Here is a 24,156-nt window from a genome sequence, read left to right as displayed (position 1 = left end):
GGGAGCTTGCCTCGCGCTCGCTGTGTGAGAAGCCCTCAGTCGTTATAGTGGGGGTCATGGAATGGCTCATCCCCCTGATCATCGTTGTCGTGCTCGTCGTCATCGTCGGCATCTACCTGTGGGCGACCTACAACTCGCTCGTCACGCTGAACGTGCGCGTCGACGAGGCGTGGAGCGACATCACGGTGCAGCTGAAGAGGCGGGCCGACCTGCTGCCGAACCTCATCGAGTCGGTGAAGGGCTATGCGGCGCACGAGAAGGGCGTCTTCGAGGCCGTCACCCAGGCCCGCGCCGAGACTCTCAGCGCCCAGGGGCCGGCTGAGGCATCCGCTGCTGAGAACCACATGCAGACCGCGCTCAAGAGCATCTTCGCAGTGGCTGAGGCCTACCCGCAGCTCCAGGCCTCGCAGAACTTCCTGCAGTTGCAAGCCGAACTGGTCGACACCGAAGACAAGGTGCAGGCGTCCCGCCGTTTCTACAACGGTGGTGTGCGAGAGCTCAACACGAAGGTCAAGGTCTTCCCGAACAACGTTTTCGCCAAGCGCCTCGGTTTCGGCTCGCGCGACTTCTTCGAGGTGTCCGACCTCGCGGCGATCGCCGAGCCGCCGCGCGTGCAGTTCTAGCCCCGTATTCCTAGCCCCCCCATCACCCCGGCTTCTTTGTACAAGGCGATCGCGCAGAACAAGCGCAACACAGTCATCATCCTCGTTCTGTTCATCCTCATCATCGGCGGCCTCGGCTACCTGGCGGGTTTTCTCTACAACAATCTGTCGCTGACGATCGTCATCCTGGTCTTCGCTGTCGGGTTCGCGATCGTGCAGTACTTCTTCGCGGCCTCGCAGGCCGTCATCTCGAGCGGGGCGGTCGAGATCCAGAAGGCCGACAACCCCCGGCTCTGGCGCATCATCGAGAACCTGTCGATCACGACCGGCATGGCCATGCCCCGCGTCTACATCGTCAACGACTCCGCCCCCAACGCCTTCGCGACCGGCCGGGATCCCGCCCACGCGGTGGTCGCGGTGACCACCGGGCTGCTCGACATCATGACCGACGCCGAGCTCGAAGGGGTCATGGCGCACGAGCTCGGGCACGTGAAGAACTACGACATCCGGGTGTCGCTGATCGTCTACGGGCTGGTCGTGGCGGTGGGCATCATCGCAGACTTCTTCCTCCGCATGGCCTTCTTCGGCCGGGGCAACAGCAACAACTCGAACCCCGTACTGCTGATCCTCGGGCTCGTCGCCGCCGTGATCGCACCGCTCGTCGCGACCGTCGTGCAGCTCGCGGTCTCCCGCCAGCGCGAATACCTGGCCGACGCGACGAGCGCGATGACGACCCGCCATCCCGACGCCCTCGCCAGCGCCCTCGTCAAGCTCGAGAACTACGGCCGCCCCATGGCGCGGCAGTCCACCTCGATGGCGCACATGTGGATCGCGGACCCCCTGAAGCCCGGCCTCATGAACAAGCTCTTCGCGACCCACCCGCCGATCCCCGAGCGCGTTGCCCGCCTCGAGAAGATGGGCGGCAGCTTCTGAGTTTATGGTCCGCCCTCCGGGCGGCACCGTAGGAGCTCGGGGTGTGGCCACGCGTTCTCGCGGGCGGCACCGTAGGAGCTCGGGGTGTGGCCGCGCGTTCTTGCGGGCGGCACCGTAGGAGCTCGGGGTGTGGCCGCGCGTTCTCGCGGGCGGCACCGTAGGAGCTCGGGGTGTGGCCACGCGTTCTCGCGGGCGGCACCGTCCCTTGGCGTGACGTCCCCGCCCTCCAGACTCAATCGAGTGGGCAGTTTGGGCCCCAAAGGTTGCCTTTTTGGGGCCCAAGCCGCCCACACGATCAAGAAGTCGCTTTCCGCCCCCAACTTCCAGTTTTGGGGCGGAAAACCACTTCGGGCTGAGCACGCCGACGCACGAGCGGGTCAGGCGGGGAGGGCGAGCTCCGCCGCGAGGGGGGCCGCGAAGGTGCCGGCGGGCATGACCGCGATGGCGTCGAGGCCCTGCCACGCGGCGGTGGTGCGGAGCACGGCGGCGAGGCGCGCCGCGATGGTCGGGAACGCCGTCGGCGAGACCCACGGCTCGATCCACGCGGACTGCACACGGAGGACGCCGGCCTGCCGGTCACTCTTCAGGTCGACGCGGCCGACGACCCGGTCGTCGATCAGCACGGGCAGCACGTAGTAGCCGAAGATGCGTTTGGGTTGCGGCGTGTAGATCTCGATGCGGTAATGGAAGTCGAAGAGCCGCTCGGCCCGTTCGCGGCGCCAGACGACAGGATCGAACGGCGACAGGATGGCCGCAGCATCCATCCGGCGGGGCAGCCGCGCATCACGGTGCAGCCAGGCGGGACGGTGCCAACCGTCGACGGCGACGGGCAGCAGTTCGCCCGACTCCTCGAGAGCGCGGACGGCGGGCAGCGCATCCACCGTCTTCAGCCGGAAGTAGTCGGCGATGTCACCGAGTGTCGCCACCCCCAGCGCGCGGGCCGACTGGGACACGAGTCCACGAACTGCCTCCGCTCGAGGCAGCGGGGCCTCCTGCATCGCAGAGACCACTGCCGCCGGCAACGCCTGCGACGGCAGGGCGTAGAGGCGCTCGAATCGGGTGCGCCCCGCGGAGACCACGTCACCCCAGCGGAACAGCGTCTCGAGGCCGATCTTCACATCCGACCAGCCCCACCACGGGCCGTTCCGCCTGTTGCTCTCGTGCTCGAACGCGCTGGCCGTCATCGGCCCCTTCTCGGCGAGCTCGCCCTGCAGCCACTCGATCATCTGCGGATTGGCGGCCGTCCACGTGTCCGCACCGGCGCTCGCGCGTGAACGGTAGTCGTCCATACGCCACTGCAGGAGAGGAAGTGTCGTGACCGGGATGAACGAAGCCACGTGCGCCCAGTACTCGACCATCCGCGGGCCGTAGGTCAGACGGTCGAGTTCGGCCTTGTCGTAGGCGCCGGCCCTGGCGAAAACGGGCAGGTAGTGGCTGCGCTCGAACACATTCACGGAGTCGATCTGCAGCAGCGCGAGCTTCGCCACCAGTGGCGTGAGCTGCCGGAGGCCCGGTGTGGTGGCTGCGGCCGTGGCAGGTGCGGATGTCGCGGCAGCAGGTGTGGCGGGTGCGGATGTCGCGGAGCCGACCGCGCGCGCCGCACCGAACCCCTGGGCTGCGAGGGCGACCCGCCGGGCGAGCGCTGCAGACATCGAATCAACCACCCTCCGACCCTAGCGTAGACCTCCGACACCGGAGCGGAGGACCCCTCTTCTCGTCCCCAGGGAGCAACCCCGCGACATCCATCCACAACCTGTGCCCGTACGGATACCGCTCCCGCGCCGAACTCCTAGAATGGGGAAATGTCAGGCACAGCCCCTTCCCCAGGTCGCCCCGGGCGCCGCGTCGGCTTCATCGCGAGGCGGCGCGCCGCGCTCGACGCGCGGTACGAGGTCGCAGAGTCCTCAGCGAGCGGCACCGAGGCCACCGCGACCGCTGCTGCGGCTTCCGGATCCGTGCCCCCGGGCATGCAGATCGCCGGCGCGTGGGCGTGGCGGCTCCTGGTCATCGCGGGCGCGCTGGCGGCGCTGCTGTTCGTGCTGGCGCAGTTCTCGCTGGTGATCATCCCGCTTCTCATCGCCGTCGTGCTGAGCGCGCTGCTCGTTCCGTTCAAGAACTTCCTGATCCGCCACCACTGGCCGAAGTGGCTGGCGATCGTCGTGGCGATCCTCAGCGTCTTCATCGTCATCGGCGCGCTCGGTTTCCTCGTGACCACGCAGATCTCGTCGGGCTATGCCGATCTGAAGTCTCAGAGCACCAACTCGTACAACGAGCTGCGCGACTGGTTGAAGACCGGCCCGCTGCAGCTGAGTGACGACCAGATCAGCGGATACATCGGGCAGGCGTTCCAGGCCATCCAGAACGACAGTTCGGCTCTTGTCAGCGGGGCGTTGAGCGTCGGGTCGACCCTGACCCACGTGCTGACCGGGGTGCTGCTGGTGCTCTTCTCGACACTCTTCATCCTGATCGACGGAAAGGGCATCTGGAACTGGCTGGTCCGTGTCTTCCCGAAGCGTGCACGCGCGGGCGTCGACGGGGCCGGCAAGGCCGGCTGGCACACCCTGCAGAGCTTTGTGAAGGTGCAGATCCTGGTCGCGTTCGTCGATGCGGTCGGAATCGGGCTCGGGGCGTTCCTGCTCGGAGTCCCGCTCGCCGTGCCTGTGGCCGTGCTGGTCTTCCTGGGCTCGTTCATCCCCGTCGTCGGCGCCGTGCTCACGGGCGCTGTCGCCATCTTCATCGCGCTCGTCTACAACGGTTGGGTGATCGCTCTCGTGATGCTCGGCGTCGTTCTGCTCGTGCAGCAGATCGAAGGCCACGTGCTGCAACCGCTTGTCATGGGAACGGCGGTCAAGGTGCATCCGCTGGCAGTCGTGTTGGCTGTGGCGGGGGGAAGTATCATCGCAGGTATCCCGGGTGCCTTTTTCGCTGTGCCACTCATCGCCACCCTGAACGTGATGGTGAAGTACATAGCGAGTGGAATCTGGCAGGCGAAATCCGACCCGAAAGAATTAACACCCGATGCTTGAGACCCCCGCGCCCTCGCAGACCCGTTCCGCAGTCCCGCTGCTCGCCGACATCCAGGCCGCGCGGGCCGTCGTCTCGAAGGTCGCCCAGAGTACCCCCATGGAGACGTCGCGCTACCTCGCTGAGGTGCTGGGCTCCGAGGTGCTGTTGAAGCTCGAGAACCTCCAGCGCACCGGCTCGTACAAGATCCGTGGTGCCTACTACCGGATGTCGCGGCTGACGCCAGATGAGAAGGCGCGCGGTGTCGTGGCAGCCTCGGCCGGCAATCACGCGCAGGGGGTCGCCTTCGCGGCCCGCGAACTCGGCATCAAGGCGACGATCTTCATGCCGCTCGGCGTCGCCCTCCCGAAGCTCCAGGCGACAAGGGACTACGGCGCGGATGTGCTGCTGCGCGGCCACACCGTCGAGGAACCCCTGGCGGCAGCGGCGGAGTTCGCCGCGACGACCGGTGCCGTGCTGATACCTCCCTTCGATCATCCCGACGTCATCGTCGGCCAGGGCACGCTCGGGCTCGAGATCTTCGAGCAGGCTCCGGATGCGCGCACGGTCATCGTTCCGATCGGCGGCGGCGGCCTGATTTCGGGGGTGGCGAGCGCGCTCAAGCAGCGTGCCGCGGCCGAGGGGCGGAGCATTCGGATCATCGGAGTGCAGGCTGCGAACGCCGCGGCCTACCCACCGTCGCTCGCCATGGGGGAGCCGACGCTGATCCGCACGTCGGCGACGATCGCCGACGGTATCTCGGTGGCGAAGCCCGGTGCCCTGAACTTCGAGATCATCCGTGAGCTCGTCGATGAGATCGTGACGGTCAGCGAGGCCGACATCGCCCGGGCGATCCTCGTGCTGCTCGAACGGGCGAAACTCGTGGTCGAGCCGGCCGGCGCGGTCGGCGTGGCGGCGATCCTCTCCGACCAGGTGGGGGAGGATCCGGGAACGACCGTCGTCATCCTCTCGGGCGGCAACATCGACCCCCTGCTCATGCAGCGTGTGATCAGCCACGGGCTCGCCGCCAGTGACAGGTACCTGAAGCTCAAGATCATGCTGCCCGATCGACCGGGCCAACTCGCCCGAACCGCCGAGATCGTGGCGGAGGCGAATGCGAACGTGATCGAGGTGCTGCATACGCGGCACGGCCGGGGCCTGCAGCTCAGCGAGGTCGAGCTCGAGCTGAGCGTAGAGACCCGTGGTCCCGAGCACCGTGCAGAGGTGGTGGCGAAGCTTCGCGACGCCGGCTACGACGCCCGCCTCGTTCTGGACTGACCCGCCCGCCCCGCCTCACCTCACCCATTTCCCACAGAGGGACTGAGGGCAAAAACCCCCTAAAACGGTCTTTTGCGTGCTTTTCTGCCCGCAGTCCGAAGGGAGCGGCGGGCCGAGCGGCTCAGCGGGGACGGGCGCGGGCGTACGCCCCGCAGGCGGTCAGCCGGTGTAGTTCTCGACGGCCGTCACCTTCACCGTGATGGCGCGGCCGTTGGGAGCCTCGTAGGTGGTGGTGTCGCCGACGGCGAGGCCGAGGATCGCCGTGCCGAGCGGGCTCTTCTCCGAGTACACGTCGAGGTCGCTCTCGCCCGCGATCTCGCGGCTGCCGAGCAGGAAAACGCTCTCGTCACCCGCAATGATCGCCGTGATGACCGTTCCGGGAACCACGACGCCGTGGCTCTCGGGTGCCGCGCTGACCTGAGCCGTCTTCAGCAGGTTGGTGAGGAACCGGATGCGCGCCTCGATCTTGCCCTGCTCGTCTTTGGCAGCGTGATAGCCGCTGTTCTCCTTGAGATCGCCCTCTTCACGGGCCGACTGGATCTTGTCGGTGATCTCCTGGCGCCCGGTCGTGCTGGCGTATTCGAGTTCGTTCGCCAGACGGTCGTACGCCTCCTGGGTCAGCCAGCTGACTTCTGCGTGCTCCGCCATGCGAACTCCTTAGCTCAAAGCGATGATTTTACGTGAGCCAGCAGCTGTAGATCAAACCCGTGACCGCGGGCTCGGTCGTCAGCACCGTGGTCGTGACCTCCTGGTCGCGCTGCGTGGAGGCCGGGATGTCGACGACCTTCCAGCCGACGACGGCGTGCTGCTCGTTCTGGGCCTGCACGGCGCAGGCGGTCGCGATGCCGCGGTCGACAGATACGTCGAACGTCACGTCGACGCGGGTGTTGCTGACGACGACGTGGCCCTTGTCCTGAGCATTGACTGTGGATCGCGAGCTGTCGAGCCCCGCCCAGACGACCCACGAGCCGATCACGACGACGACAGCGGCCCCGAAGGCGAGCGCGATCAGGCGGCCGCGGCCCCGGGACTTCGCCGTGTTTCCGTAGCGTTCTCCGCGAACGGTGGATGCCGGTGGCCGCGTCGATGAGGGTGCCAGTGCTTCCGAGGCGGCCGCGAACGGTCCGTCTTCGCTCCGCTCGTCCTCGCTCACGTGCCAGCTCTCCTTGGTGGGTACTCGACCGGGGGCGAGAAGCCCCGGGCCGAACGATTAGTCTGGTCGAGTCGGAATTCTCCGGCAGAATCTTCGACCCTGACTACAGGGTAGTTCGCTTAGCTGAGGAGTTGAGACAGCTGGTACTTCGTCTCATGGCCGTGCACGCCCATCCCGATGACGAATCGAGCAAGGGTGCCGCCACCTACGCCTACTACGTGGACCGCGGAGACCACGTGATGGTTGTCAGTTGCACGGGCGGCGAGCGGGGCGACATCCTGAACGAGGGGCTTGAACTTCGTGCATGGGGCGACCGCGACATGCCGGGTCTCCGCCGGGTCGAGATGGCTGCCGCCCAGGCCGCGGTCGGGTTCGAGCACCGCTGGCTGGGATACGCCGATTCCGGGCTTCCCGAGAACGGCGAAGCGTTGCCGGCGAATGCGTTCGCCGCGATCGATACCTCGCTGAGCGTGCGGCCGCTGGTGCACCTCATCCGCGAGCAGAAGCCGCAGGTGCTGCTGACGTACGATGAGAAGGGTGGCTATCCGCACCCCGACCACATCCGCTGCCACGACATCTCCGTGCTCGCCTACGAGCTCGCCGCCGATGCCTCGTACGCACCGGAGCTCGGCCCGGCCTGGCAGGTCTCGAAGCTCTACTACGACCGCATCTTCAGCTCGCAGCGCATGCGGGCCATCCGCGACCTGCTCGTCGAGACCGACCCCGAGAACTCGTTGATCGCCTCGTTCACCGAGATGAGGCGGTGGATGGACGAGACGCCCTACCTCGCGACCACGCAGGTTCCCGCGGGAGCCTTCTTCGGTGCCCGCGACAACGCCCTTCGCGCCCATGCTTCCCAGGTCGCACCCGACAGCGCGTTCTTCTTCTGGCCGAACGAACTGCAGCAGCAGGCCTGGCCGTTCGAGGACTACCAGCTCATCGACTCGAAGGTGCCGCTGCCCGAAGCCGGCGAGGGAGAGTTCGAGAGTGACCTCTTCGCAGGCATCGACGACGACGGATGGTCGGTGAAGTGAGTCTCGTCCTGGCGGCTTCTGCGGGCATCCACACCGCCGTCGGAACCGCTCTCGGCTGGCTGGCCGAGGTCACGCCCGAACCGACGCCGACGACCGATCCGGCGTTCAACCCCGACACGGTGACCCCCGGAACGATCGGGTTCATCGTGACCCTGGGCGTGATGGTGCTGGCCGTGCTGCTGATCATCGACATGACGAGGCGGGTTCGCCGCGTGAACATGCGGGCCCAGGTGGCCGAGAAGCTGGATGCCGAAGAGGCCGCGCGCGCTGCCGCCGATCGCGGGCCGGGTGCCAAGGGGCTCGACGCGAAGAAGTAGCCGGCTCAGCCGTTGAACGGCGGGTTGATCGCGATCAGAAGGATGCCCGTCCAGTGGCACGCGAACGCGACCAGCGTCAGCGCGTGGAAGATCTCGTGGAACCCGAACACACCGGGCACGGGGTTCGGTCGCTTGAGCCCGTAGGCCAGCGCCCCGAGCACGTAGGCCAGGCCGCCGACCAGCACCAGCGTCATCGTTGCGGCGTTGGCGTTGAAGATGTCCACAATGAACAGCAGCGCGGCCCCGCCCATCAGCACGTAGAGCGGGGTGTACAACCACCGCGGGGCGTCGATCCAGAACACCCGGAAGCCGATGCCGAGAACGGCAGCCGCCCAGACGGCGATGAGCACGAACGTGCCCTTGCCCGGAGGCAGGGCGAGCACGGCAAGGGGAGTGTACGTGCCCGCGATCAGCAGGAAGATGTTCGCATGGTCGATGCGTTTGAGCAGCCGCTTGACCGTCGGCTTCCAGTTGAAACGGTGGTAGAGCGCTGAGTTGCCGAACAGAAGTAGTGAAGTGAACGCGAACACAGCGCTGGACGTCTTCGCAGCTGCGCCGTCGGCCAGCACGATCAGCACGATCCCGGCGGCGATCGCGATCGGGAAGGTTCCGGCGTGGATCCAGCCCCGCCAGGTGGGCTTCACCTCGGCGGGCGGTGCGGCAACAGAGGCGACCTGCTCGGCCTCAACACCGGCCTCTCGAGCCTCCGCCTCGTCGAGAAGCGGCAGGTGGGGCAGGGGAGTACCGTCGTCGGTCAACGACGAATCGGGCTGGGCGGGCATGAATCCACCCTAGTCGGGGCGCGCCCGGCGCCCGCTGGGAGTTTGGGCGCGTGGAGGGTAGCGTTACCTCGTGCGAAACAGGCAGGACACCCCGGGGAGAGGCCTGCTCTACGGGCTCTACCAGAAGAGGCTCCGCCGGGAGCTGGATGACGGCAACCTCCCACACCACGTCGCGATGATCATCGACGGCAATCGCCGCTGGGCCAAGCAGAACCTGCTCGAGACGGCCGCGCACGGCCACCGGGCGGGGGCCGTGAAAGTGCGCGAGTTCCTCGAGTGGTGCGACGACCTCGGCATCTCCATCGTCACCCTCTACCTCCTCTCGACCGACAACCTCTCGAGCCGGAGCGAAGCCGAACTCACCGAGTTGATCGAGATCATCGCCCAACTGGCAGAAGAACTCTCGAATTACCGTGACTGGCGTATCAAGCACGTCGGCAGTAACGAGGGCCTCCCGGACCGGCTGGTGGATGCCCTGACCGACGCCGAGCAGCGCACCGCCGGGCATCCGGGGCTGCACGTCAATCTCGCCGTCGGGTATGGCGGACGAAGCGAGATCGCGGATGCCGTGCAGAGCATCATCCGAGCGCACCAGGATGCCGGTCACTCGCTCGCCGACCTCGCCGCCAACCTCGACGAAGAGCTGATCAGTGCGCACCTGTACACCGGTGGGCAACCGGATCCGGATCTCGTGATCAGAACGTCCGGCGAACAGCGTCTCAGCGATTTCATGCTCTGGCAGAGCGCGCACAGTGAGTTCTACTTCATGGAGGCGCTTGGCCCTGATATCCGGCAGGTCGACTTTCTGCGGGCGCTCCGTGACTTCTCACGGCGCAATCGGCGTTTCGGCAGCTGACCGCGTCGACCGGATGACGCAGGGCGAGGTCAAGCCCTTGAAGCGTGGCCCGAACATCCGGAAGATCGATCGTGTACACATTCGGCACGACGAAAGAAACGGTGAAATCGGATGAAGGGCAAAATCTTGCTGGTGATCGGCTTCGGAGTCGGTTACGTCGCGGGTTCAGCGGCCGGCCGCAGGCGCTACGAGCAGATCAAGTCGAAGGCCGAGGCGGCCTGGAATCAGCCGCAGGTGCAGAAGGCCGTGCACAACGCCGAGCAGTTTGTTGCCGACAAGGCGCCGATCGTGCAGGAGAAACTCACTGACGCAGCCAAGGCGGCGCCCGGTGTGATCAAGGATGCAGCGGCCAAGGTGCGCGGCACGGCCGACGACGTGGCGGACAAGGCCGAAGACGCGGCCGACGACCTCGCGAAGAAGACCTCCTGACGTCGTTCGGTTCCTCTCCCGTAACACAACGTTAATGTCTGCAGGGGTGTGTCGATTCGTTTCGGTGCACCCCTTCGGCATAGGTTGATCGCATCAGGTATGGCACCTGATCGAGGCGGCCACATAAGTACGTTTCGATACCAGCCACGGTCTTGAAAGAGGCTTGGCGGCCGCTTCGCCGGAAAGAGATCCGGGTGAGCAACGCCGCCCGGGGTTGGAGTACTTGTGCCCGATCAGAAACTCAAGAAGTCCGAGACCACCAGCCAGAAGACGGCGGAACGCACCTATGTGCTCGACACGTCTGTACTGCTGAGCGACCCGAAGGCGATCTTCCGGTTCGCCGAGCACCCTGTTGTGCTTCCGGTTGTGGTCATCTCCGAGCTCGAATCCAAACGGAACGATCCGGAGATCGGTTACTTCGCCCGCCAGGCCCTTCGGAACCTCGATGAGCTGCGCGTGCTGCACGAACGGCTCGACTTCCCGATCGCGGTCGGGGATGCCGGCGGGAGTCTCCGCGTCGAACTGAACCACTCGAACATGTCGGTGCTGCCGTCGGGCCTGCAACTGCAGGACAATGACTCGCGCATCCTCGCCGTCGCGCTGAACCTGTCGAACGACGGGCTCGACGTGACGGTCGTGTCGAAAGACCTGCCGCTCAGGGTCAAGGCGGCGTCGATCGGGCTGGCCGCCGAGGAGTATCGCGCCGAGCTCGCGGTCGACTCCGGATGGACGGGGATCGACTCGATCACGCTGAGCGCCGCCGACATGTCGAAGCTCTGGGACCAGGACGGCATGGAGACTCCGCTGGTGTCGGACATGCCGATCAACACCGGCCTGGTCATCCATTCGGACCGTGGATCGGCGTTGGGGCGTGTGAACGGCAAACGCTCGTTCCAGCTGGTGCGCGGTGACCGCGACGTGTTCGGGCTGCACGGGCGGTCGGCCGAGCAGCGCGTGGCGATCGACATGCTCCTCGACCCTGAGGTCGGAATCATCTCGCTGGGGGGTCGAGCCGGTACAGGGAAGTCTGCTCTGGCCCTCTGCGCGGGGCTCGAAGCCGTGCTCGAGAAGCAACAGCACAAGAAGATCATGGTCTTCCGGCCGCTCTACGCGGTGGGCGGCCAGGAGCTCGGCTTCCTGCCGGGCGACGCCAGCGAGAAGATGAACCCGTGGGCGCAGGCGGTCTTCGACACGCTGGGTTCGCTCGTGTCGCAGAACGTTCTCGACGAGGTGGTGGAGCGTGGCATCCTCGAGGTGCTGCCGCTCACGCACATCCGTGGCCGGTCGCTCCACGATGCGTTCGTGATCGTGGATGAGGCACAGTCGCTCGAACGCAACGTTCTGTTGACCGTGCTCTCCCGAATCGGCCAGAACTCGCGCGTCGTGCTGACGCACGATGTCGCGCAGCGCGACAACCTGCGCGTCGGCCGGCACGACGGTGTGGCTTCGGTGATCGAGACGCTGAAGGGCCACCCGCTGTTCGGGCACATCACGCTGACGCGCTCGGAGCGCTCTGCGATCGCGGCGCTGGTGACGGAGATGCTGGAGTCGAACGAGCTGTAGTGGCGGGTGGCGGGTGGCGTGTGATGGCTGGCGGCTGCCGGCCGGCGGCTTGCGGTTGGCAGCTGGCTTGCGGGCCGCGGGCTGCGGGCTGTGCGTGGCCGTCTGGATGAGGTGAGCGTGTAGTCGGGCCGGGTGGCCTGTGGATAACTTCTGCGGGCATCCGGCCCTATCGTCTACGGTCTGCGGATGCCCGTCGATCTCCTCCACGCCCCGTCACTCACCCTGCACGCTCTTCTGTCGCCCGCGCTGGCATGGCCTGCGCTCCTTACGCTCCTGCCCGTGCTGTATGTGGCCTGCGCCACTCCGTTCCTGGTGGTGATCGACGTGCGTCACCGCCGCCTGCCGAACGTCATCGTGCTGCCCGGCCTCGCGGTGGCTGCTGCCACTGCGGCCGCGGCGGCACTCTGGGCGGGTCTCGATCCGGGGGGCACCGCCCTGGTCGCGTGCGTAACCCTGACCGTCTTCGTGGTGTTCCGCGCGGCGGGCGCCATCGCGTCGGGCGATGTGAAGCTCGCAGTACTCCTCGCGGCGGCACTCGCCCCCGCCGCGGGAGCCAGCTTCGCTCTCTACGCCCTCGCTGGCAGCACCACCGCCCTGACGGCCGGCCTGGCTTCGCTGCTGCTGCTTGCCCGCACGCGGCGCCGTGCCCGCGCCAGCGCCAGCTCCCGCCCCTGCGGGCTGCCTTCCCGAGATGTCGTGGCCGCATCGCCTACGGCCGAAGGGCGGGCGCACGACATCCCGCTCGGACCGTTCCTCCTGCTCGGCTTCTGGGTGGCGGTCACGGCGGCCCTTGTGCTTCCGCTGTCGTGAGCCGACCGAGCGGGCACCTCGTCGACGAACGGACGGCCCTCCGTCGATGCGACGGCGTATTGTCGACGGATTGGACGAGGGCCGTCCGTTCGGCGATGGGGGGTCAGGCGCCGAAGACCTTTGCGCGCAGAAAGTCGTTGTGGAACTTCTCGCCGGGGTCGACCTGCTGGGCGAGCCGGATGAAGGCGGGCATCCGGTCGTACAGCGGCGCGATCTCGGCGACGCCTGCCGCGAAGACCTTGCCCCAGTGCGGGCGCGCGCCGAACGGTGCGAGGGCGGCTTCGAGGCCGGGCAGCAGGGCTTCGACCTCTGCCCCGACCGGCTTCCACGTGAAGTGCAGCGCGACCGAGTCGCGGCCCGAGGCCGTGCTGAGCCAGAAGGTGTCGGCGGCCACGGTGCGGATCTCGCTGATGAAGAGCAGCGGGGTGATCCGGTGCGCGAGCCCCCGGAGCGCTTCGAACGCGGCGACCGCGTGCTCGCGCGGGATCAGGTACTCCGACTGCAGCTCGTCGCCCTTCGAGGGGGTGAAGTCGAGCCGGAAGTGCGGCAGGCGGTCGATCCACGCGCCCGGAAGACCGAGCTGCTCGGTGCAGGCCTCCGCCGCGACATCCGGCAGCGGATGGTGGCGCTCTGTGGCCGAACGGGTTCCGAAGAACCGCTCGCCGAGCCCGGCCGCACCACCGTCTCCACCGCCGCCACCGTCACCGGCGGCACCGCGGTGCAACGCGTGCCGCCCCCGGCGCTGCTTCAGCCACACCTGATCGACCGTGTCATTGGCCCAGTTCGTGAAGAGGCTCACGCTGTACGCGGCCGACGTGATCTCGTCGAAGTGCCGAGCGAGATCGTTCCAGGCCAGGTTCTCGAACACGGAGACGGCCACGTCGAAGGTCGGTTCGATGTCGAGGGTCAGCTCGCTGATCACACCGAGGGCGCCGAGGCCGACCGCGTACCCGTCGAAATCGTCGTCGCCCCGGGTGACATCGACCAGCGAACCGTTCGCCTGCACCAGCTGCAGCGAGGCGATGGATGTCGCGAGGTTGCCGTTCCGGTCGCCGGAACCGTGCGTCGCCGTCGCCGTCGCCCCGCTGACGGAGATGTGCGGCAGCGACGCCAGGTTGGCGAGTGCAAAACCGCGCTGCTGCAGGTACTGCCCGAGAACGCCGTAGGTCACTCCCGCCGTCACGCGCACAGTCATCGACTCTGTGTCGATCTCCATCACCGGGGTGAACCGGTCGATGGAGACCAGGATGCCCGGGGTGGCGGCGATCGTGTTGAAGGAGTGCCGGGAGCCGAGCGGGCGCACCACAGCGGCGTCCGCGACGTGCTCCTGCAGCTCGCCGAGCGTGCGGGGTCGGCGGAGCTTCTTCTCCCCGTAGGAGATGTTGCCCGCCCAGTTCTTCTCGCTCACAGGCTGACAGTCCGATGGATCTTCCGGCTCGCGGGCACTTCGCCCGACGTCTTCTCGCTCACAGGCAGCTCGCCTGTTCCCGTTTCAGGCCTTGACCTGGGGCGGGCGCGTCATCGACAGCACGTCGAGCGCCGTGTCGAGCTGCTCCAGGGTGACCTCGCCGCGTTCGACGAAGCCGAGGTCGATGACGGCCTCGCGCACGGTGAGGCCCTTCGCCACGGAGTGCTTGGCGATCTTTGCGGCCGCTTCGTACCCGATGATGCGGTTCAGCGGGGTGACGATCGATGGCGATGACTCGGCCAGCGCGCGGGCGCGCTCGAGGTTCGCCTCGAGCCCCGCGACGGTCTTGTCGGCCAGAAGCACCGACGACGTCGACAGCAGGCGGATCGACTCCAGCAGGGCCGTGCCCATCACCGGGATCGCGACGTTCAGCTCGAACGAGCCCGACGCGCCCGACCAGGCGATCGACGCATCGTTGCCGATGACCCGCGAGCACACCTGCAGTACGGCCTCCGGGATGACCGGGTTGACCTTTCCGGGCATGATCGACGATCCGGGCTGGAGGTCGGGGATGTGCAGCTCTCCGAGCCCGGTGTTGGGGCCGGAGCCCATCCAGCGCAGGTCGTTGCAGATCTTGGTGAGGCTGACGGCCAGCACCCGCAGGGCGCCGGATGCCTCGACCAGCGAGTCGCGGGCGCCCTGCGCCTCGAAGTGGTCGCGGGCCTCGGTGATCGGCAGGCCGGTCTCCGAAGCGAGTAGTTGGATGACCAGCTGCGGGAACCCGGCAGGGGTGTTGATGCCCGTGCCGACCGCCGTGCCGCCGAGCGGAACTTCTGCGACGTGCCTCAGGGTGCCCTCGACGCGCTCGATTCCGAGGCGTACCTGCGAGGCGTAGCCGCCGAACTCCTGGCCGAGGGTGACCGGCGTCGCGTCCATCAGGTGGGTGCGGCCCGACTTGACGGCGGTCGCCCACAGCACCGACTTCTCTTCGAGGGCTTCGGCGAGATGAGCGAGCGACGGAACGAGATCGTTGATCAGCGCGGCGGTGACAGCAACGTGAACGGAGGTCGGGAAGACGTCGTTCGACGACTGCGAGGCGTTGACGTGGTCGTTCGGGTGCACCTTCGATCCGAGGCGTTCCGAGGCGAGGTTCGCCAGCACCTCGTTCATGTTCATGTTCGTGGAGGTGCCGCTGCCGGTCTGGTAGATGTCGATCGGGAACTGGTCGCCGTGCTCGCCCGCGACGACCTCGTCGGCGGCTGATGCGATGGCGTCGGCGATGCCGCGGTCCAGCACCCCGAGCTCGGCGTTGGCCAGGGCGGCGGCCTTCTTGATGAGGGCGAGGGCAGCGATCTGGGCCGGCTCGAGCACGTCACCGGAGACCGGGAAGTTCTCGACCGCCCGCTGCGTCTGGGCGCCGTACAGGGCGTTGGCCGGAACCCGCACCTCTCCCATCGTGTCGTGCTCGATGCGATACTCGGTGCCGGCTGCGTTCTCCACCACTTCGTGGTTCCTTTCGGTAGGTGCGCGGCCCTATCGGGACGCGCGGGTTTTCGTTATGGAAGCTTTCGGGTCACTCACCGTAGCGGGCGAAAGGTCAGATCTCGCCGATGACCACATCGGGCTCGGCGCGCCCCTCCGAGAGGCGGTAGTTCGCGCCGACAATGGCGAGCCGCCCGTCGGCGATCGCCTCGGAGATCATCTCGGAACTCTCGAGCAGCTCGGCGATGGTGTCTTCGAGGTGGTACTTGCCCACGGCGTGCGCGTCGACCGGGGCGCCTTCGGGCGCACCGGAGACGGCAGCCTCGCCGACGACCCGCCTGACCGCCGGGATGATCGGGCTGATCAGGTTCGCAATGTGGATCGGCAGGGGAACGGCATCCGGAGCCAGCGAGTCGATCGCGGCCTTCACCGCGCCGCACTCGTCATGCCCGAGCACCACGATGAGCTGCACGCCCAGCACACCGACCGCGTATTCGAGGCTGCCGACGACCGACTCGGAGATGACCTGACCGGCGTTGCGCACGACGAAGAGGTCGCCGAGGCCCTGGTCGAAGATGATCTCCGCGGCGAGCCTCGAGTCGCTGCAGCCGAAGAGCGCCGCGCGCGGGGCCTGCTGGGCGGCGAGGCTGTTGCGGCGGTCGACGTCCTGCCGCGGGTGCTGCGGCGTGCCCGTGATGAAACGCTCGTTGCCGGCGAGCATCTCCGCCCAGGTCTCGGCGGGAGTGGTGGCGTCTTCGATCGTGCTCATGACCCGGCTCCTGTGGTCGACGCGGCTCCAGCGGTCGGCTGGGCGGCGAGGTTGGATGCGAGCGCGGCGGCGACGAGCTCGAAATCGGCGTCGTCCGCCGTTCCGTAGAGCACGTAGGTGCTCCGCCCGGCGGTGGCCGTGAGGGCGTACTCGGCGTTCCCCACGTTCTGTGAGGTCGTGCGGTTGTCGTAGACGGTCCACTGGATGCCGTCGACCGTGATCGTCGACGAAGCAGCCGTATCGTGCACCTGGTCGGAGAGCCAGCTGTCGTTCGCATCGACGCCCTGCGCGAGTGCCACGAAGGTGTTGGATGGCGTCAGCAGCCCGACGTACCAGTAGGCGACGCCGTCGTTGCCCCGGCGGATCTCCGCGGCGTTCGACGACCAGCCCGCGGGCAGCTCCGGGGCGGCGACCGGCACCGGCAGTGCGGCCTGCGCGCTCGTGGCCACCGAGCGGTAGTCGATCGTCTGCCGCTGGGAGGTGTCGTCGCGCGGCACGAGCAGCACGATCACGATGACCACGGCGACGCAGACGATGAGCGAGAGCCACAGGTTGTTGATCGTCTTGTTGGCGCGGTACTTGCGCGACTGCTCGGCCTTTCGGGCGGTCGTCTCCTCGAATGTCTCGGGCCTGCCGAGTTCGGCGACGACGCGCGGAGGTTTCTGGGCCACGGGCTACTCGGCCTTCGTCGAAGCGGAGGCGCGAGCCGCGTCGAGCCGGGTCTTCGCCCCGATCAGCCATTCCTCGCACCGGGCCGCGAGGGCCTCGCCCCGTTCCCAGAGCGCCAGCGACTGCTCGAGAGTGGATGCTCCACGCTCGAGTTCGTTCACGACCCGGACCAGTTCGTCGCGCGCCTCTTCATAGCTGAGCGCACTCGTGCCGGCAGCGGCGCCAGCTCCAGCGCCGGGCTCGACCGCGCGTGAATCAACATCGCGTGAATCAATGGAGGGTGTCGGCATGGCTCCAATCCTATCCGCGACCGGCGGCCGGGGCCTCGCCCTCGGAGCGGGCTGTGAGAGTTCCGTCGGCAAGGGTGATTGTGAGCGAGGAGTCGGTGGGGGCATCCGAAGGCCGCCGCACGACGCCGCCGCTGGGGCCCTGCACGATCGCATAACCGCGGTCGAGGGTGCTCTGCGGTGAGAGCGCCCGGAGTCGCGCGCCCAGTTCGCCGGTGCTGTTGCCGGCTCGTTCGAGCACCCGGTTCAGCAGTTCCACCCCGCGCGCCACGTAGCGGGTGAGGTCTTCGGCCCGCGAATCCACGATCCAGGATGATTCGGCCAGCGCCGGCCGCGATCGCAGCTGCTCGACGCGGTCGATCTCGTGCCGCACGAACGCGCTCACCCGGAGCGAGAGTCGGGCGCGGGCCTGGTCGACACGGTCGAGCTCCTCCGAGACATCCGGAACCACCCGCTTCGCGGCGTCGGTCGGCGTGGATGCCCGGAGGTCTGCCACCTCGTCGAGCAGCGGCCGGTCGGCCTCGTGTCCGATCGCACTGACCACCGGGGTCGCGCACGCCGCCACGGCCCGCAGCACGCCCTCGTCGCTGAAGCCGAGAAGGTTCTGGAAGTCGCCGCCGCCGCGCGCGACGATGATCACGTCGACCTCCGGATCGGCGTCGAGCGTGCGGAGAGCCGCCACGACCTCACGTGGCACGCGGTCGCCCTGCACCGCCGCGTGCACGACCCGGAACGACACAGAGGGCCAGCGCAGCTGCGCGTTCCGCAGCACATCCTTCTCGGCGTCGCTGTCTTTGCCTGTGATGAGCCCGATCGTGCGGGGCAGGAACGGCAGCGCCTTCTTGCGCGACGCATCGAAGAGACCCTCGGAGGCGAGCTGGCGGCGGAGGCGCTCCAGACGCTCCAACATGTCGCCGAGGCCGACGTGTCGCATCTCGAAGACCTGCATCGAGAGCGTTCCGGCTTTCAACCAGTAGTTCGGTTTGAACAAGGCGATGACGCGGTCGCCCTGTTTGAGGTCATCCGGGAGCTTCGCCTTCACTGACGACCAGATCGTGAAGCCGATCGTGACATCTTCGGTGAGATCTCTCAGCTTGCCGTAGACATTGCCACCGCTGACGCCCCACTGGGTGATCTCGCCCTCCACCCACGCCGTGCCCAGACGGTCGAGGTAGGACTTGATCTTGCCCGAGAACACCGAGACCGGCCACGGGCTCTCAAGCGTCGGGGCACCGCTCGGATCGAACGCAACGGCCAAGCCCACACCTCCTGCACGTAGAATCATCAGGTGAGCAACGCAACCGTCAGTCTGCCGATGCCGAGAATTCCCGGCGTACGCAACAGGCTAAAGGATACCCCCGTCATCGGCGCCAAGAGGGTGCTGCTCGCTGCTCCCCGGGGCTACTGCGCCGGGGTCGATCGGGCCGTCGTCGCCGTCGAGAAGGCTCTCGAGCGCTACGGCGCACCGGTTTACGTGCGCAAGCAGATCGTGCACAACGTGCATGTCGTCTCGACCCTCGAGAAGCAGGGCGCGATCTTCGTCGAAGAAGTGGATGAGGTACCCACCGGCTCGCATGTCGTCTTCAGCGCCCATGGCGTGTCGCCTGCCGTGGTGCAGGGTGCGGCCGACCGGGGCCTCCAGGCCATCGACGCCACCTGCCCGCTTGTCACGAAAGTCCACCGCGAGGCCGTGCGTTTCGCCCGCGATGACTTCGAGATCCTGCTGATCGGCCACGAGGGCCACGAAGAGGTCGAAGGCACCGCGGGGGAGGCGCCCGAGCACACCACGCTCGTCGGCAGCCCCGACGAGGCAGACACCATCGCCGTTCGCGACCCCGACCGCGTCGTCTGGCTCTCGCAGACCACCCTCAGCGTCGACGAGACCATGGAGACCGTGCGGCGCCTGCGGGCCCGGTTCCCGAACCTGCAGGATCCGCCGAGCGACGACATCTGCTACGCCACCCAGAACCGACAGGTCGCCATCAAGAAGGTCGCCGCGGGCAGTGACCTCGTGATCGTCGTGGGTTCAGCGAACTCGTCGAACTCGGTGCGCCTCGTCGAGGTCGCGCTCGAATACGGCGCCAAGGCGGCCTACCGCGTCGACTACGCGCACGAGGTCAAGCAGGAGTGGCTCGACGGCGTCAACACGGTCGGTGTCACTTCCGGCGCATCCGTTCCCGAAGTTCTCGTGCAGGAACTGCTCGACGACCTGGCAGGTGCGGGGTACGGCGACATCGAGACGGTGCAGACGGCTGAGGAAGACCTGATCTTCTCGCTGCCGAAGGAGCTCCGCCAGAGCTCGTCGGGTGCACAGGATGCTCGGGCACTCGGCGGCCGTCGCAGCTGATGCGTGAGGCGGCCGACTCGTAAGGTTGAGGTCAACGAGAAGGGGAATCTCCATGACGTCAGTCCTCCCAGTCCCAGCGCTGGAACTCCGCGGTCTCAGCAAACGGTTCGGCGACAAGGTCGCCGTCGAGAACCTGAGCCTCACCGTTCCTACCGGATCGTTCTACGGCCTCGTCGGCCCGAACGGCGCAGGCAAGACGACGACGCTCTCGATGGCCACGGGCCTGCTGCAACCGGATGCCGGGCAGTCGATCATCCACGGTGTCGACATGTGGCAGCACCCGCTCGAGGCCAAGCAGCTCGTGGGCAACCTCTCCGACGGCGTCAAACTGTTCGACAGGCTCACCGGTGAGCAGCTCGTCACCTACAACGGCCTCCTGTTCGGGATGAGCCGCGACACGGTCGCCGAGCGGGTCGCCGACCTGCTGAAGCTGCTCGACCTCGAGAGCGCCGCGGGAACGCTCGTCGTCGACTACTCGGCCGGCATGACCAAGAAGATCGCCCTCGCCTGCGCCCTGGTGCATGCGCCGAAACTCCTCGTGCTCGACGAGCCGTTCGAGTCGGTGGATCCGGTCTCGGCCGCGAACATCCGCGACATGCTGACCGACTACGTGCGTGGCGGGGGAACGGTCATCGTTTCGAGCCACGTGATGGACCTGGTGCAGCGCATGTGCGACCACGTCGCGGTCGTCTCGGCGGGCCGCGTGCTGGCCGCCGGCACCGTCGACGAGGTGCGCGGTGAGGCGTCGCTGGAAGACCGTTTCGTGGAGCTCGTCGGTGGGCGACACCACACGGAAGGGCCTTCATGGTTGCGACACTCCTGAGGCTGCGCTTCCTCGTTCTCCGCAATTCGCTTCGCAGAAGCACTTGGCAGTTGATCGCTGTCATCATCGGCGCGGTCTACGGTCTGGGGGTGCTGGGTGTGGCCGTGCTCGGCCTCGTCGCGCTGTCGTTCGCTCCCCAGGAACTCGCCGCGACGGTCATCGTGCTCGCAGGCTCTGCTGTCGTGCTCGGGTGGATCGTCGTTCCCCTCATCGCGGCAGGGATCGACCAGACGCTCGACCCGGCGCGGCTCGCGCAGTTCCCGCTACCGATGCCGAAGCTCCTGGTCGGGCTGACGCTCGCCGGCGTCCTCGGAGTGCCCGGCGTCATCACGACGATCGCCTCGCTCGCAACCGTGGCGTCGTGGATCCGCTACCCGGCTGCCGCGGCTGCTGCGGTCGTCTGCGCAGCCCTCGCCGTGCTCACCTGCGTTGTCGGATCCCGCATGGTGGCCGCCCTCAGCGTGAGCCTGCAGTCGCAGCGGAGGTTCCGGGAGATCAGCAGCATCCTGATCTTCATCCCGCTGATCCTGCTCGGCCCGATCATCATCGGCGTCAGCCAGAGCGTGCGGAACTCGGCCGACGCCCTGCCGCAGGTGGCGCGGGCGCTCGGCTGGACTCCGCTCGGCGCCGCCTGGAGCGTGCCCGCCGACCTCGCTGCCGGAGATGTGGGCGCGGCCGCGCTCAAGTTCGTCATCGCGTTGGCGACGCTGGCGCTGCTGGTCCTCCTCTGGCGCCGCAGTCTCGCTGCAGCGCTCGTCTCACCGCACGCGGCGGCATCCAAACGGGTCGCCCGGGGCAAGATCGGCCTGTTCGGGGTCTTTCCGGCCACTCCGGCCGGCGCCGTCGCCGCGCGCTGCCTCACCTACTGGCGGCGTGACCCCCGGTATGCGCGCCAGCTCATCGTGGTTCCGCTCATCCCGGTGCTGCTCGCGTTCTACTCGAACAACATGCACTCGCTCACCCTGCTGACGCTCGCGGGGCCCCTCGTCGCGTTCCTCCTGTCGCTGGCGACGCTCGCCGACATCTCCTACGACGGCACCGCGTTCGCCGCCCACCTCGCCGACGGCGTGCGGGGGAGGGATGACCGGCTCGGCCGCGTCGTCGCTCTGGCGGTGATCGCGGTTCCTATCGTGCTGGCGCTCACCCTCATCACCGTGGCGATCGCGGGCGCGTGGCACGAGCTTCCGCTCCTTCTCGGGCTGGCGTTCGGCGCGCTGCTGTCGGGCTTTGGCCTCACCAGCGTCTCGTCGGCGCGCATCATCATCCCCGTGCCCGCCGCGGGTGACAACCCGTTCAAGTCGGCGCCCGGCGCCGGGTTCACCACGGCGCTCAGTTCGTTCGCGACCTGGGGCATCCTGATCCTGCTGGTGCTGCCCGAGATCGTGCTCACGGTGGTCGGCTTCGTCACCGGCTCCGCGCTGATCGGGTGGATCGGGTTGGCCGTGGGACTGGTCCTCGGAACGGGGATCGCGATCGCGGGCATCCGCATCGGCGGGCATCAGCTCGACTGCTCGGGCCCGCAGCTGCTCAGCCGCCTGAAGACGCTCCGCGGCGCGTAGCGGGTCGGGCCCCCGCCCCACGCCCGCCCCTCCTCACCCCGCGGCGCCATCGACGGGGGAGTTTCGGTCCCTTTGGCCGTCTCAGAGCGACCGAAACTCCCCAGCCGATTGCGCGGGAGGCGGCGACGTGACGGGCGGGCGCTACGGGGCCGTCGTGCCCGTGACCGCGGTGATCTGGTTCAGGAACGAGGGGTCGCTGAAGAACGCGAATGTGATGGCGCCGATCCAGACAGCGAAGGTGACCGCGCCGAAGATGAGCGGGATGAAGAACGCGATCCGGCGCCTCTGCACGCGCCTCACCGACAGGATGATCGAGGCGAGGTTCAGGATGACCGTGACCACGCCGGCCGCAGTCCCCACCGTCTGGGCGGCCGACGATGCGGTGAACGAACCGTAGCCCTGCATGGCCGCGGCCTGCCCGAGGACGGTGTTGAAGTCGAACAGGGCGGGCACCATGCTGGCCGACAGCAGGATGCCGAAGAACAGCAGCACTCCGGTGGCGACGACATCGGCGGTGTTCAGCCGCCGGGGCGAACCGGAAGCCGCCGCGCCGTACTTCGGGGCCGCATCCTGCCCGTTCAGCGGGCTGTAGGGGCGTGGCTGGCCCGCGGGCGGCAGTGACGAGCCACCATACGGGGAGGGGGCGGCGCTCCCGGCGGCCGGCACCGGCACGTCAGCGCTGGCGGGAGGTGCGGGCGGCTTCCACTCCCAGCCCTCAGGGGCGAGTTCGCCGTATTTGGGCTTCGGCCTGTCGTCTACCATGCCTCGACCCTATCGAGTTTCCCCGAGGCGCAGCTGAACGAAGGATCTGCTGCGCAACGGGGAAACTCGACGTGCGGTGAGCGTGCAAGGGTCGAGGAGGGGACTACTTGCCGGAGTGGCCGGCGGAGCCGAGCTGCTGCGTGGCCTCGACCACGCGGGCGGCCATCGCGGTCTCCGCGGTCTTGCCCCAGGCGCGCGGGTCGTAGACCTTCTTGTTGCCGACCTCGCCGTCGACCTTCAGCACGCTGTCGTAGTTGCTGAACATCGTGCCGGCGATGGAACGCGTGAACGCGTACTGAGTGTCGGTGTCGATGTTCATCTTGATGACACCGTTCGCCACAGCCTCGGTGATCTCGGCATCGCTCGAGCCCGACCCGCCGTGGAAGACGAGGTCGAACGGCTTGTGGTTGTCGCCGAGCGTCGCCGCGTACTGGGCGTACACGCCGTCCTGGATCTCCTTCAGCAGTTCCGGGCGGAGCTTCACGTTTCCGGGCTTGTACACGCCGTGCACGTTGCCGAAGGTGAGCGCCGCCATGTATCGCCCGTTCTCACCGAGGCCCAGCGCCTCGACGGTGGCCAGGGCATCCGAGACCGTCGTGTACAGGTGCTCGTTGATGTCGTGGCTGACGCCGTCTTCTTCGCCGCCGACGACGCCGATCTCGACCTCGAGGATGGCGTTGATCGCGCGCGTGCGCTTCAGGATGTCCTGGGCGATCTCGAGGTTCTTGTCGAGGGTGATCGCCGAGCCATCCCACATGTGCGACTGGAAGATGGGGTTCCGACCGGCCTTCACCTCGGCCTCGCTGGCCTCGATGAGCGGCAGCACGAAAGTGGGGAGGGCGTTCTCGGGGCAGTGGTCGGTGTGGAGGGCCACGGTGATGGGGTAGTTCTTCGCGACTTCGTGCGCGAACGCGGCGAAGGCGAGGGCGCCGGTTGCGCGGGCGCTGCCCGAGGCGGCCTGCGCCTTCTGGCCGGCGAAGTAGTCCGCGCCGCCGGTGGTGACCTGGATGATGCCGTCGGATCCTGCTTCGGAGAGGCCCTGCAGAACGGCGTTGAGCGTCTGCGAACTCGAGACGTTGACCGCTGGATAGGCGAACCCGGAGGTCTTCGCTTTGTCGAGCATCTCGGCATACTGATCGGGCGTTGCGATGGGCATGACTCTCCTTTGATGATGTGCGGTTCCAGCATAGCGAGAGAGCGTTCGCCCGGGCGGAGGGCCCTGCCAGCGCTACTCTGATAGCACGTGGGCGTGCCGCCGCCACCACGTGCGGCGGATCACCCGCGGCCGCC

At 67.6% G+C, this 24,156-nt stretch carries 25 protein-coding genes; 13 read left to right on the top strand and 12 right to left on the bottom strand.

All coding sequences use genetic code 11. The features are described 5' to 3' along the window. Nucleotides 1–56: 56 nt before the first annotated feature. Entirely contained in the window at nt 57–623 is a 567-nt protein-coding gene (locus tag B7R22_RS10875) for a LemA family protein (RefSeq protein WP_116283591.1), read from the top strand. 36 nt (nt 624–659) lie between these two features. Then, entirely contained in the window at nt 660–1,535 is an 876-nt protein-coding gene (locus B7R22_RS10870) for a M48 family metalloprotease (protein ID WP_116411752.1), read from the top strand. Between the two features lie 377 nt (nt 1,536–1,912). Here the strand turns inward: B7R22_RS10870 and B7R22_RS10865 are convergent, their stop codons facing one another. Then, nucleotides 1,913–3,199 carry a winged helix-turn-helix domain-containing protein gene (locus B7R22_RS10865; protein ID WP_116411751.1) on the bottom strand — a complete coding sequence of 429 codons (1,287 nt, stop codon included), beginning with the start codon at nt 3,197–3,199 and terminating at the stop codon, nt 1,913–1,915. A 138-nt stretch (nt 3,200–3,337) separates the two neighbouring features. On the opposite strand from B7R22_RS10865, the gene B7R22_RS10860 reads away from it, so the two are divergent. Next, complete coding sequence (locus B7R22_RS10860) at nt 3,338–4,561, top strand: AI-2E family transporter (protein ID WP_116411750.1); 1,224 nt, start codon at nt 3,338–3,340, stop codon at nt 4,559–4,561. Beyond that, complete coding sequence (gene ilvA / locus B7R22_RS10855; protein WP_116411749.1) at nt 4,554–5,816, top strand: threonine ammonia-lyase; 1,263 nt, start codon at nt 4,554–4,556, stop codon at nt 5,814–5,816. Before B7R22_RS10860 ends, ilvA begins: the two co-directional genes overlap by 8 nt. Before the next feature lie 159 nt (nt 5,817–5,975). Here ilvA and greA read toward each other — a convergent pair whose 3' ends face one another. Then, entirely contained in the window at nt 5,976–6,464 is a 489-nt protein-coding gene (gene greA, locus B7R22_RS10850) for a transcription elongation factor GreA (protein WP_116411748.1), read from the bottom strand. A gap of 28 nt (nt 6,465–6,492) precedes the next feature. Continuing rightward, on the bottom strand, nt 6,493–6,969 hold the full coding sequence (locus B7R22_RS10845) for a DUF4307 domain-containing protein (RefSeq protein ID WP_116411747.1): 477 nt from the start codon (nt 6,967–6,969) through the stop codon (nt 6,493–6,495). Between the two features lie 155 nt (nt 6,970–7,124). Between B7R22_RS10845 and mca the strand changes: the two genes are divergently transcribed. Continuing rightward, nucleotides 7,125–8,003: a mycothiol conjugate amidase Mca gene (gene mca / locus B7R22_RS10840; RefSeq protein WP_116411746.1), complete on the top strand. Its 879-nt coding sequence runs from the start codon at nt 7,125–7,127 to the stop codon at nt 8,001–8,003. Further along, on the top strand, nt 8,000–8,320 hold the full coding sequence (locus B7R22_RS10835) for a hypothetical protein (protein ID WP_253259016.1): 321 nt from the start codon (nt 8,000–8,002) through the stop codon (nt 8,318–8,320). Before mca ends, B7R22_RS10835 begins: the two co-directional genes overlap by 4 nt. Nucleotides 8,321–8,325: 5 nt before the next feature. Here the strand turns inward: B7R22_RS10835 and trhA are convergent, their stop codons facing one another. Next, nucleotides 8,326–9,102 carry a PAQR family membrane homeostasis protein TrhA gene (gene trhA, locus B7R22_RS10830; RefSeq protein ID WP_116411745.1) on the bottom strand — a complete coding sequence of 259 codons (777 nt, stop codon included), beginning with the start codon at nt 9,100–9,102 and terminating at the stop codon, nt 8,326–8,328. Between the two features lie 70 nt (nt 9,103–9,172). Here trhA and B7R22_RS10825 point away from each other — a divergent pair, with 70 nt between their 5' ends. The 4 genes from B7R22_RS10825 to B7R22_RS10810 all read left to right on the top strand — a co-directional run bounded on the left by B7R22_RS10825 (nt 9,173) and on the right by B7R22_RS10810 (nt 12,760). Next, nucleotides 9,173–9,958: an isoprenyl transferase gene (locus B7R22_RS10825; protein WP_116411744.1), complete on the top strand. Its 786-nt coding sequence runs from the start codon at nt 9,173–9,175 to the stop codon at nt 9,956–9,958. Nucleotides 9,959–10,069: 111 nt separating this feature from the next. Then, on the top strand, nt 10,070–10,387 hold the full coding sequence (locus B7R22_RS10820) for a YtxH domain-containing protein (protein ID WP_116411743.1): 318 nt from the start codon (nt 10,070–10,072) through the stop codon (nt 10,385–10,387). Between the two features lie 225 nt (nt 10,388–10,612). Next, nucleotides 10,613–11,950, top strand: a complete 1,338-nt coding sequence (locus B7R22_RS10815) for a PhoH family protein (protein ID WP_253259015.1) — start codon at nt 10,613–10,615, stop codon at nt 11,948–11,950. A 186-nt stretch (nt 11,951–12,136) separates the two neighbouring features. Further along, a complete protein-coding gene (locus B7R22_RS10810) occupies nt 12,137–12,760 on the top strand; it encodes a prepilin peptidase (RefSeq protein ID WP_116411742.1) in 624 nt (207 codons plus the stop codon). A 103-nt stretch (nt 12,761–12,863) separates the two neighbouring features. Here B7R22_RS10810 and B7R22_RS10805 read toward each other — a convergent pair whose 3' ends face one another. From B7R22_RS10805 to xseA, 6 genes are all read right to left on the bottom strand, one after another. Continuing rightward, nucleotides 12,864–14,168 (bottom strand): FAD-binding protein, encoded by a 1,305-nt coding sequence (locus tag B7R22_RS10805; RefSeq protein ID WP_116411741.1) that lies wholly within the window; start codon nt 14,166–14,168, stop codon nt 12,864–12,866. A gap of 84 nt (nt 14,169–14,252) precedes the next feature. Beyond that, nucleotides 14,253–15,671, bottom strand: a complete 1,419-nt coding sequence (locus B7R22_RS10800; protein WP_116411740.1) for a class II fumarate hydratase — start codon at nt 15,669–15,671, stop codon at nt 14,253–14,255. Nucleotides 15,672–15,765: 94 nt separating this feature from the next. Beyond that, a complete protein-coding gene (locus B7R22_RS10795) occupies nt 15,766–16,419 on the bottom strand; it encodes a carbonic anhydrase (RefSeq protein ID WP_116411739.1) in 654 nt (217 codons plus the stop codon). Beyond that, nucleotides 16,416–17,090, bottom strand: a complete 675-nt coding sequence (locus tag B7R22_RS10790) for a DUF4245 domain-containing protein (RefSeq protein ID WP_116411738.1) — start codon at nt 17,088–17,090, stop codon at nt 16,416–16,418. The genes B7R22_RS10795 and B7R22_RS10790 overlap by 4 nt, the downstream gene beginning before the upstream one ends. Before the next feature lie 3 nt (nt 17,091–17,093). Next, nucleotides 17,094–17,378, bottom strand: a complete 285-nt coding sequence (locus tag B7R22_RS10785; protein ID WP_116411737.1) for an exodeoxyribonuclease VII small subunit — start codon at nt 17,376–17,378, stop codon at nt 17,094–17,096. Between the two features lie 10 nt (nt 17,379–17,388). After that, the gene (gene xseA / locus B7R22_RS10780; RefSeq protein WP_367379188.1) at nt 17,389–18,633 is read right to left on the bottom strand and encodes an exodeoxyribonuclease VII large subunit; all 1,245 of its coding nucleotides are present in this window, start codon (nt 18,631–18,633) and stop codon (nt 17,389–17,391) included. Between the two features lie 57 nt (nt 18,634–18,690). On the opposite strand from xseA, the gene B7R22_RS10775 reads away from it, so the two are divergent. Genes B7R22_RS10775 through B7R22_RS10765 form a run of 3 tightly spaced genes read left to right on the top strand, consistent with a single transcriptional unit; the run spans nt 18,691 to nt 22,104 of the window. After that, nucleotides 18,691–19,722, top strand: a complete 1,032-nt coding sequence (locus B7R22_RS10775; RefSeq protein WP_116411869.1) for a 4-hydroxy-3-methylbut-2-enyl diphosphate reductase — start codon at nt 18,691–18,693, stop codon at nt 19,720–19,722. 52 nt (nt 19,723–19,774) lie between these two features. Next, a complete protein-coding gene (locus B7R22_RS10770; protein ID WP_116411735.1) occupies nt 19,775–20,545 on the top strand; it encodes an ABC transporter ATP-binding protein in 771 nt (256 codons plus the stop codon). Further along, complete coding sequence (locus B7R22_RS10765) at nt 20,527–22,104, top strand: transporter (RefSeq protein ID WP_116411734.1); 1,578 nt, start codon at nt 20,527–20,529, stop codon at nt 22,102–22,104. The genes B7R22_RS10770 and B7R22_RS10765 overlap by 19 nt, the downstream gene beginning before the upstream one ends. A 141-nt stretch (nt 22,105–22,245) precedes the next feature. Here the strand turns inward: B7R22_RS10765 and B7R22_RS10760 are convergent, their stop codons facing one another. Then, entirely contained in the window at nt 22,246–22,866 is a 621-nt protein-coding gene (locus tag B7R22_RS10760) for a DUF6264 family protein (RefSeq protein ID WP_116411733.1), read from the bottom strand. A gap of 103 nt (nt 22,867–22,969) precedes the next feature. Further along, nucleotides 22,970–24,022, bottom strand: a complete 1,053-nt coding sequence (gene fbaA / locus B7R22_RS10755) for a class II fructose-bisphosphate aldolase (RefSeq protein WP_116411732.1) — start codon at nt 24,020–24,022, stop codon at nt 22,970–22,972. Nucleotides 24,023–24,156: the final 134 nt, after the last annotated feature.

The organism is Subtercola boreus, assembly GCF_003399635.1.
GTDB lineage: Bacteria > Actinomycetota > Actinomycetes > Actinomycetales > Microbacteriaceae > Subtercola > Subtercola boreus_B.
Note: the sequence above shows the minus strand (reverse complement) of the source record. Positions and strands in the feature narration are given on the sequence as shown.

Coding starts and splice junctions, on each gene's coding strand:
- B7R22_RS10785 (WP_116411737.1), bottom strand. CDS start 17,378: ATGCCGACACCCTCCATTGATTCACGCGATGTTGATTCACGCGCGGTC.
- B7R22_RS10810 (WP_116411742.1), top strand. CDS start 12,137: ATGCCCGTCGATCTCCTCCACGCCCCGTCACTCACCCTGCACGCTCTT.
- mca (WP_116411746.1), top strand. CDS start 7,125: ATGGCCGTGCACGCCCATCCCGATGACGAATCGAGCAAGGGTGCCGCC.
- B7R22_RS10760 (WP_116411733.1), bottom strand. CDS start 22,866: ATGGTAGACGACAGGCCGAAGCCCAAATACGGCGAACTCGCCCCTGAG.
- B7R22_RS10770 (WP_116411735.1), top strand. CDS start 19,775: ATGACGTCAGTCCTCCCAGTCCCAGCGCTGGAACTCCGCGGTCTCAGC.
- fbaA (WP_116411732.1), bottom strand. CDS start 24,022: ATGCCCATCGCAACGCCCGATCAGTATGCCGAGATGCTCGACAAAGCG.
- B7R22_RS10795 (WP_116411739.1), bottom strand. CDS start 16,419: ATGAGCACGATCGAAGACGCCACCACTCCCGCCGAGACCTGGGCGGAG.
- greA (WP_116411748.1), bottom strand. CDS start 6,464: ATGGCGGAGCACGCAGAAGTCAGCTGGCTGACCCAGGAGGCGTACGAC.
- B7R22_RS10765 (WP_116411734.1), top strand. CDS start 20,527: ATGGTTGCGACACTCCTGAGGCTGCGCTTCCTCGTTCTCCGCAATTCG.
- B7R22_RS10875 (WP_116283591.1), top strand. CDS start 57: ATGGAATGGCTCATCCCCCTGATCATCGTTGTCGTGCTCGTCGTCATC.
- B7R22_RS10820 (WP_116411743.1), top strand. CDS start 10,070: ATGAAGGGCAAAATCTTGCTGGTGATCGGCTTCGGAGTCGGTTACGTC.
- B7R22_RS10860 (WP_116411750.1), top strand. CDS start 3,338: ATGTCAGGCACAGCCCCTTCCCCAGGTCGCCCCGGGCGCCGCGTCGGC.
- ilvA (WP_116411749.1), top strand. CDS start 4,554: ATGCTTGAGACCCCCGCGCCCTCGCAGACCCGTTCCGCAGTCCCGCTG.
- trhA (WP_116411745.1), bottom strand. CDS start 9,102: ATGCCCGCCCAGCCCGATTCGTCGTTGACCGACGACGGTACTCCCCTG.
- B7R22_RS10775 (WP_116411869.1), top strand. CDS start 18,691: ATGCCGAGAATTCCCGGCGTACGCAACAGGCTAAAGGATACCCCCGTC.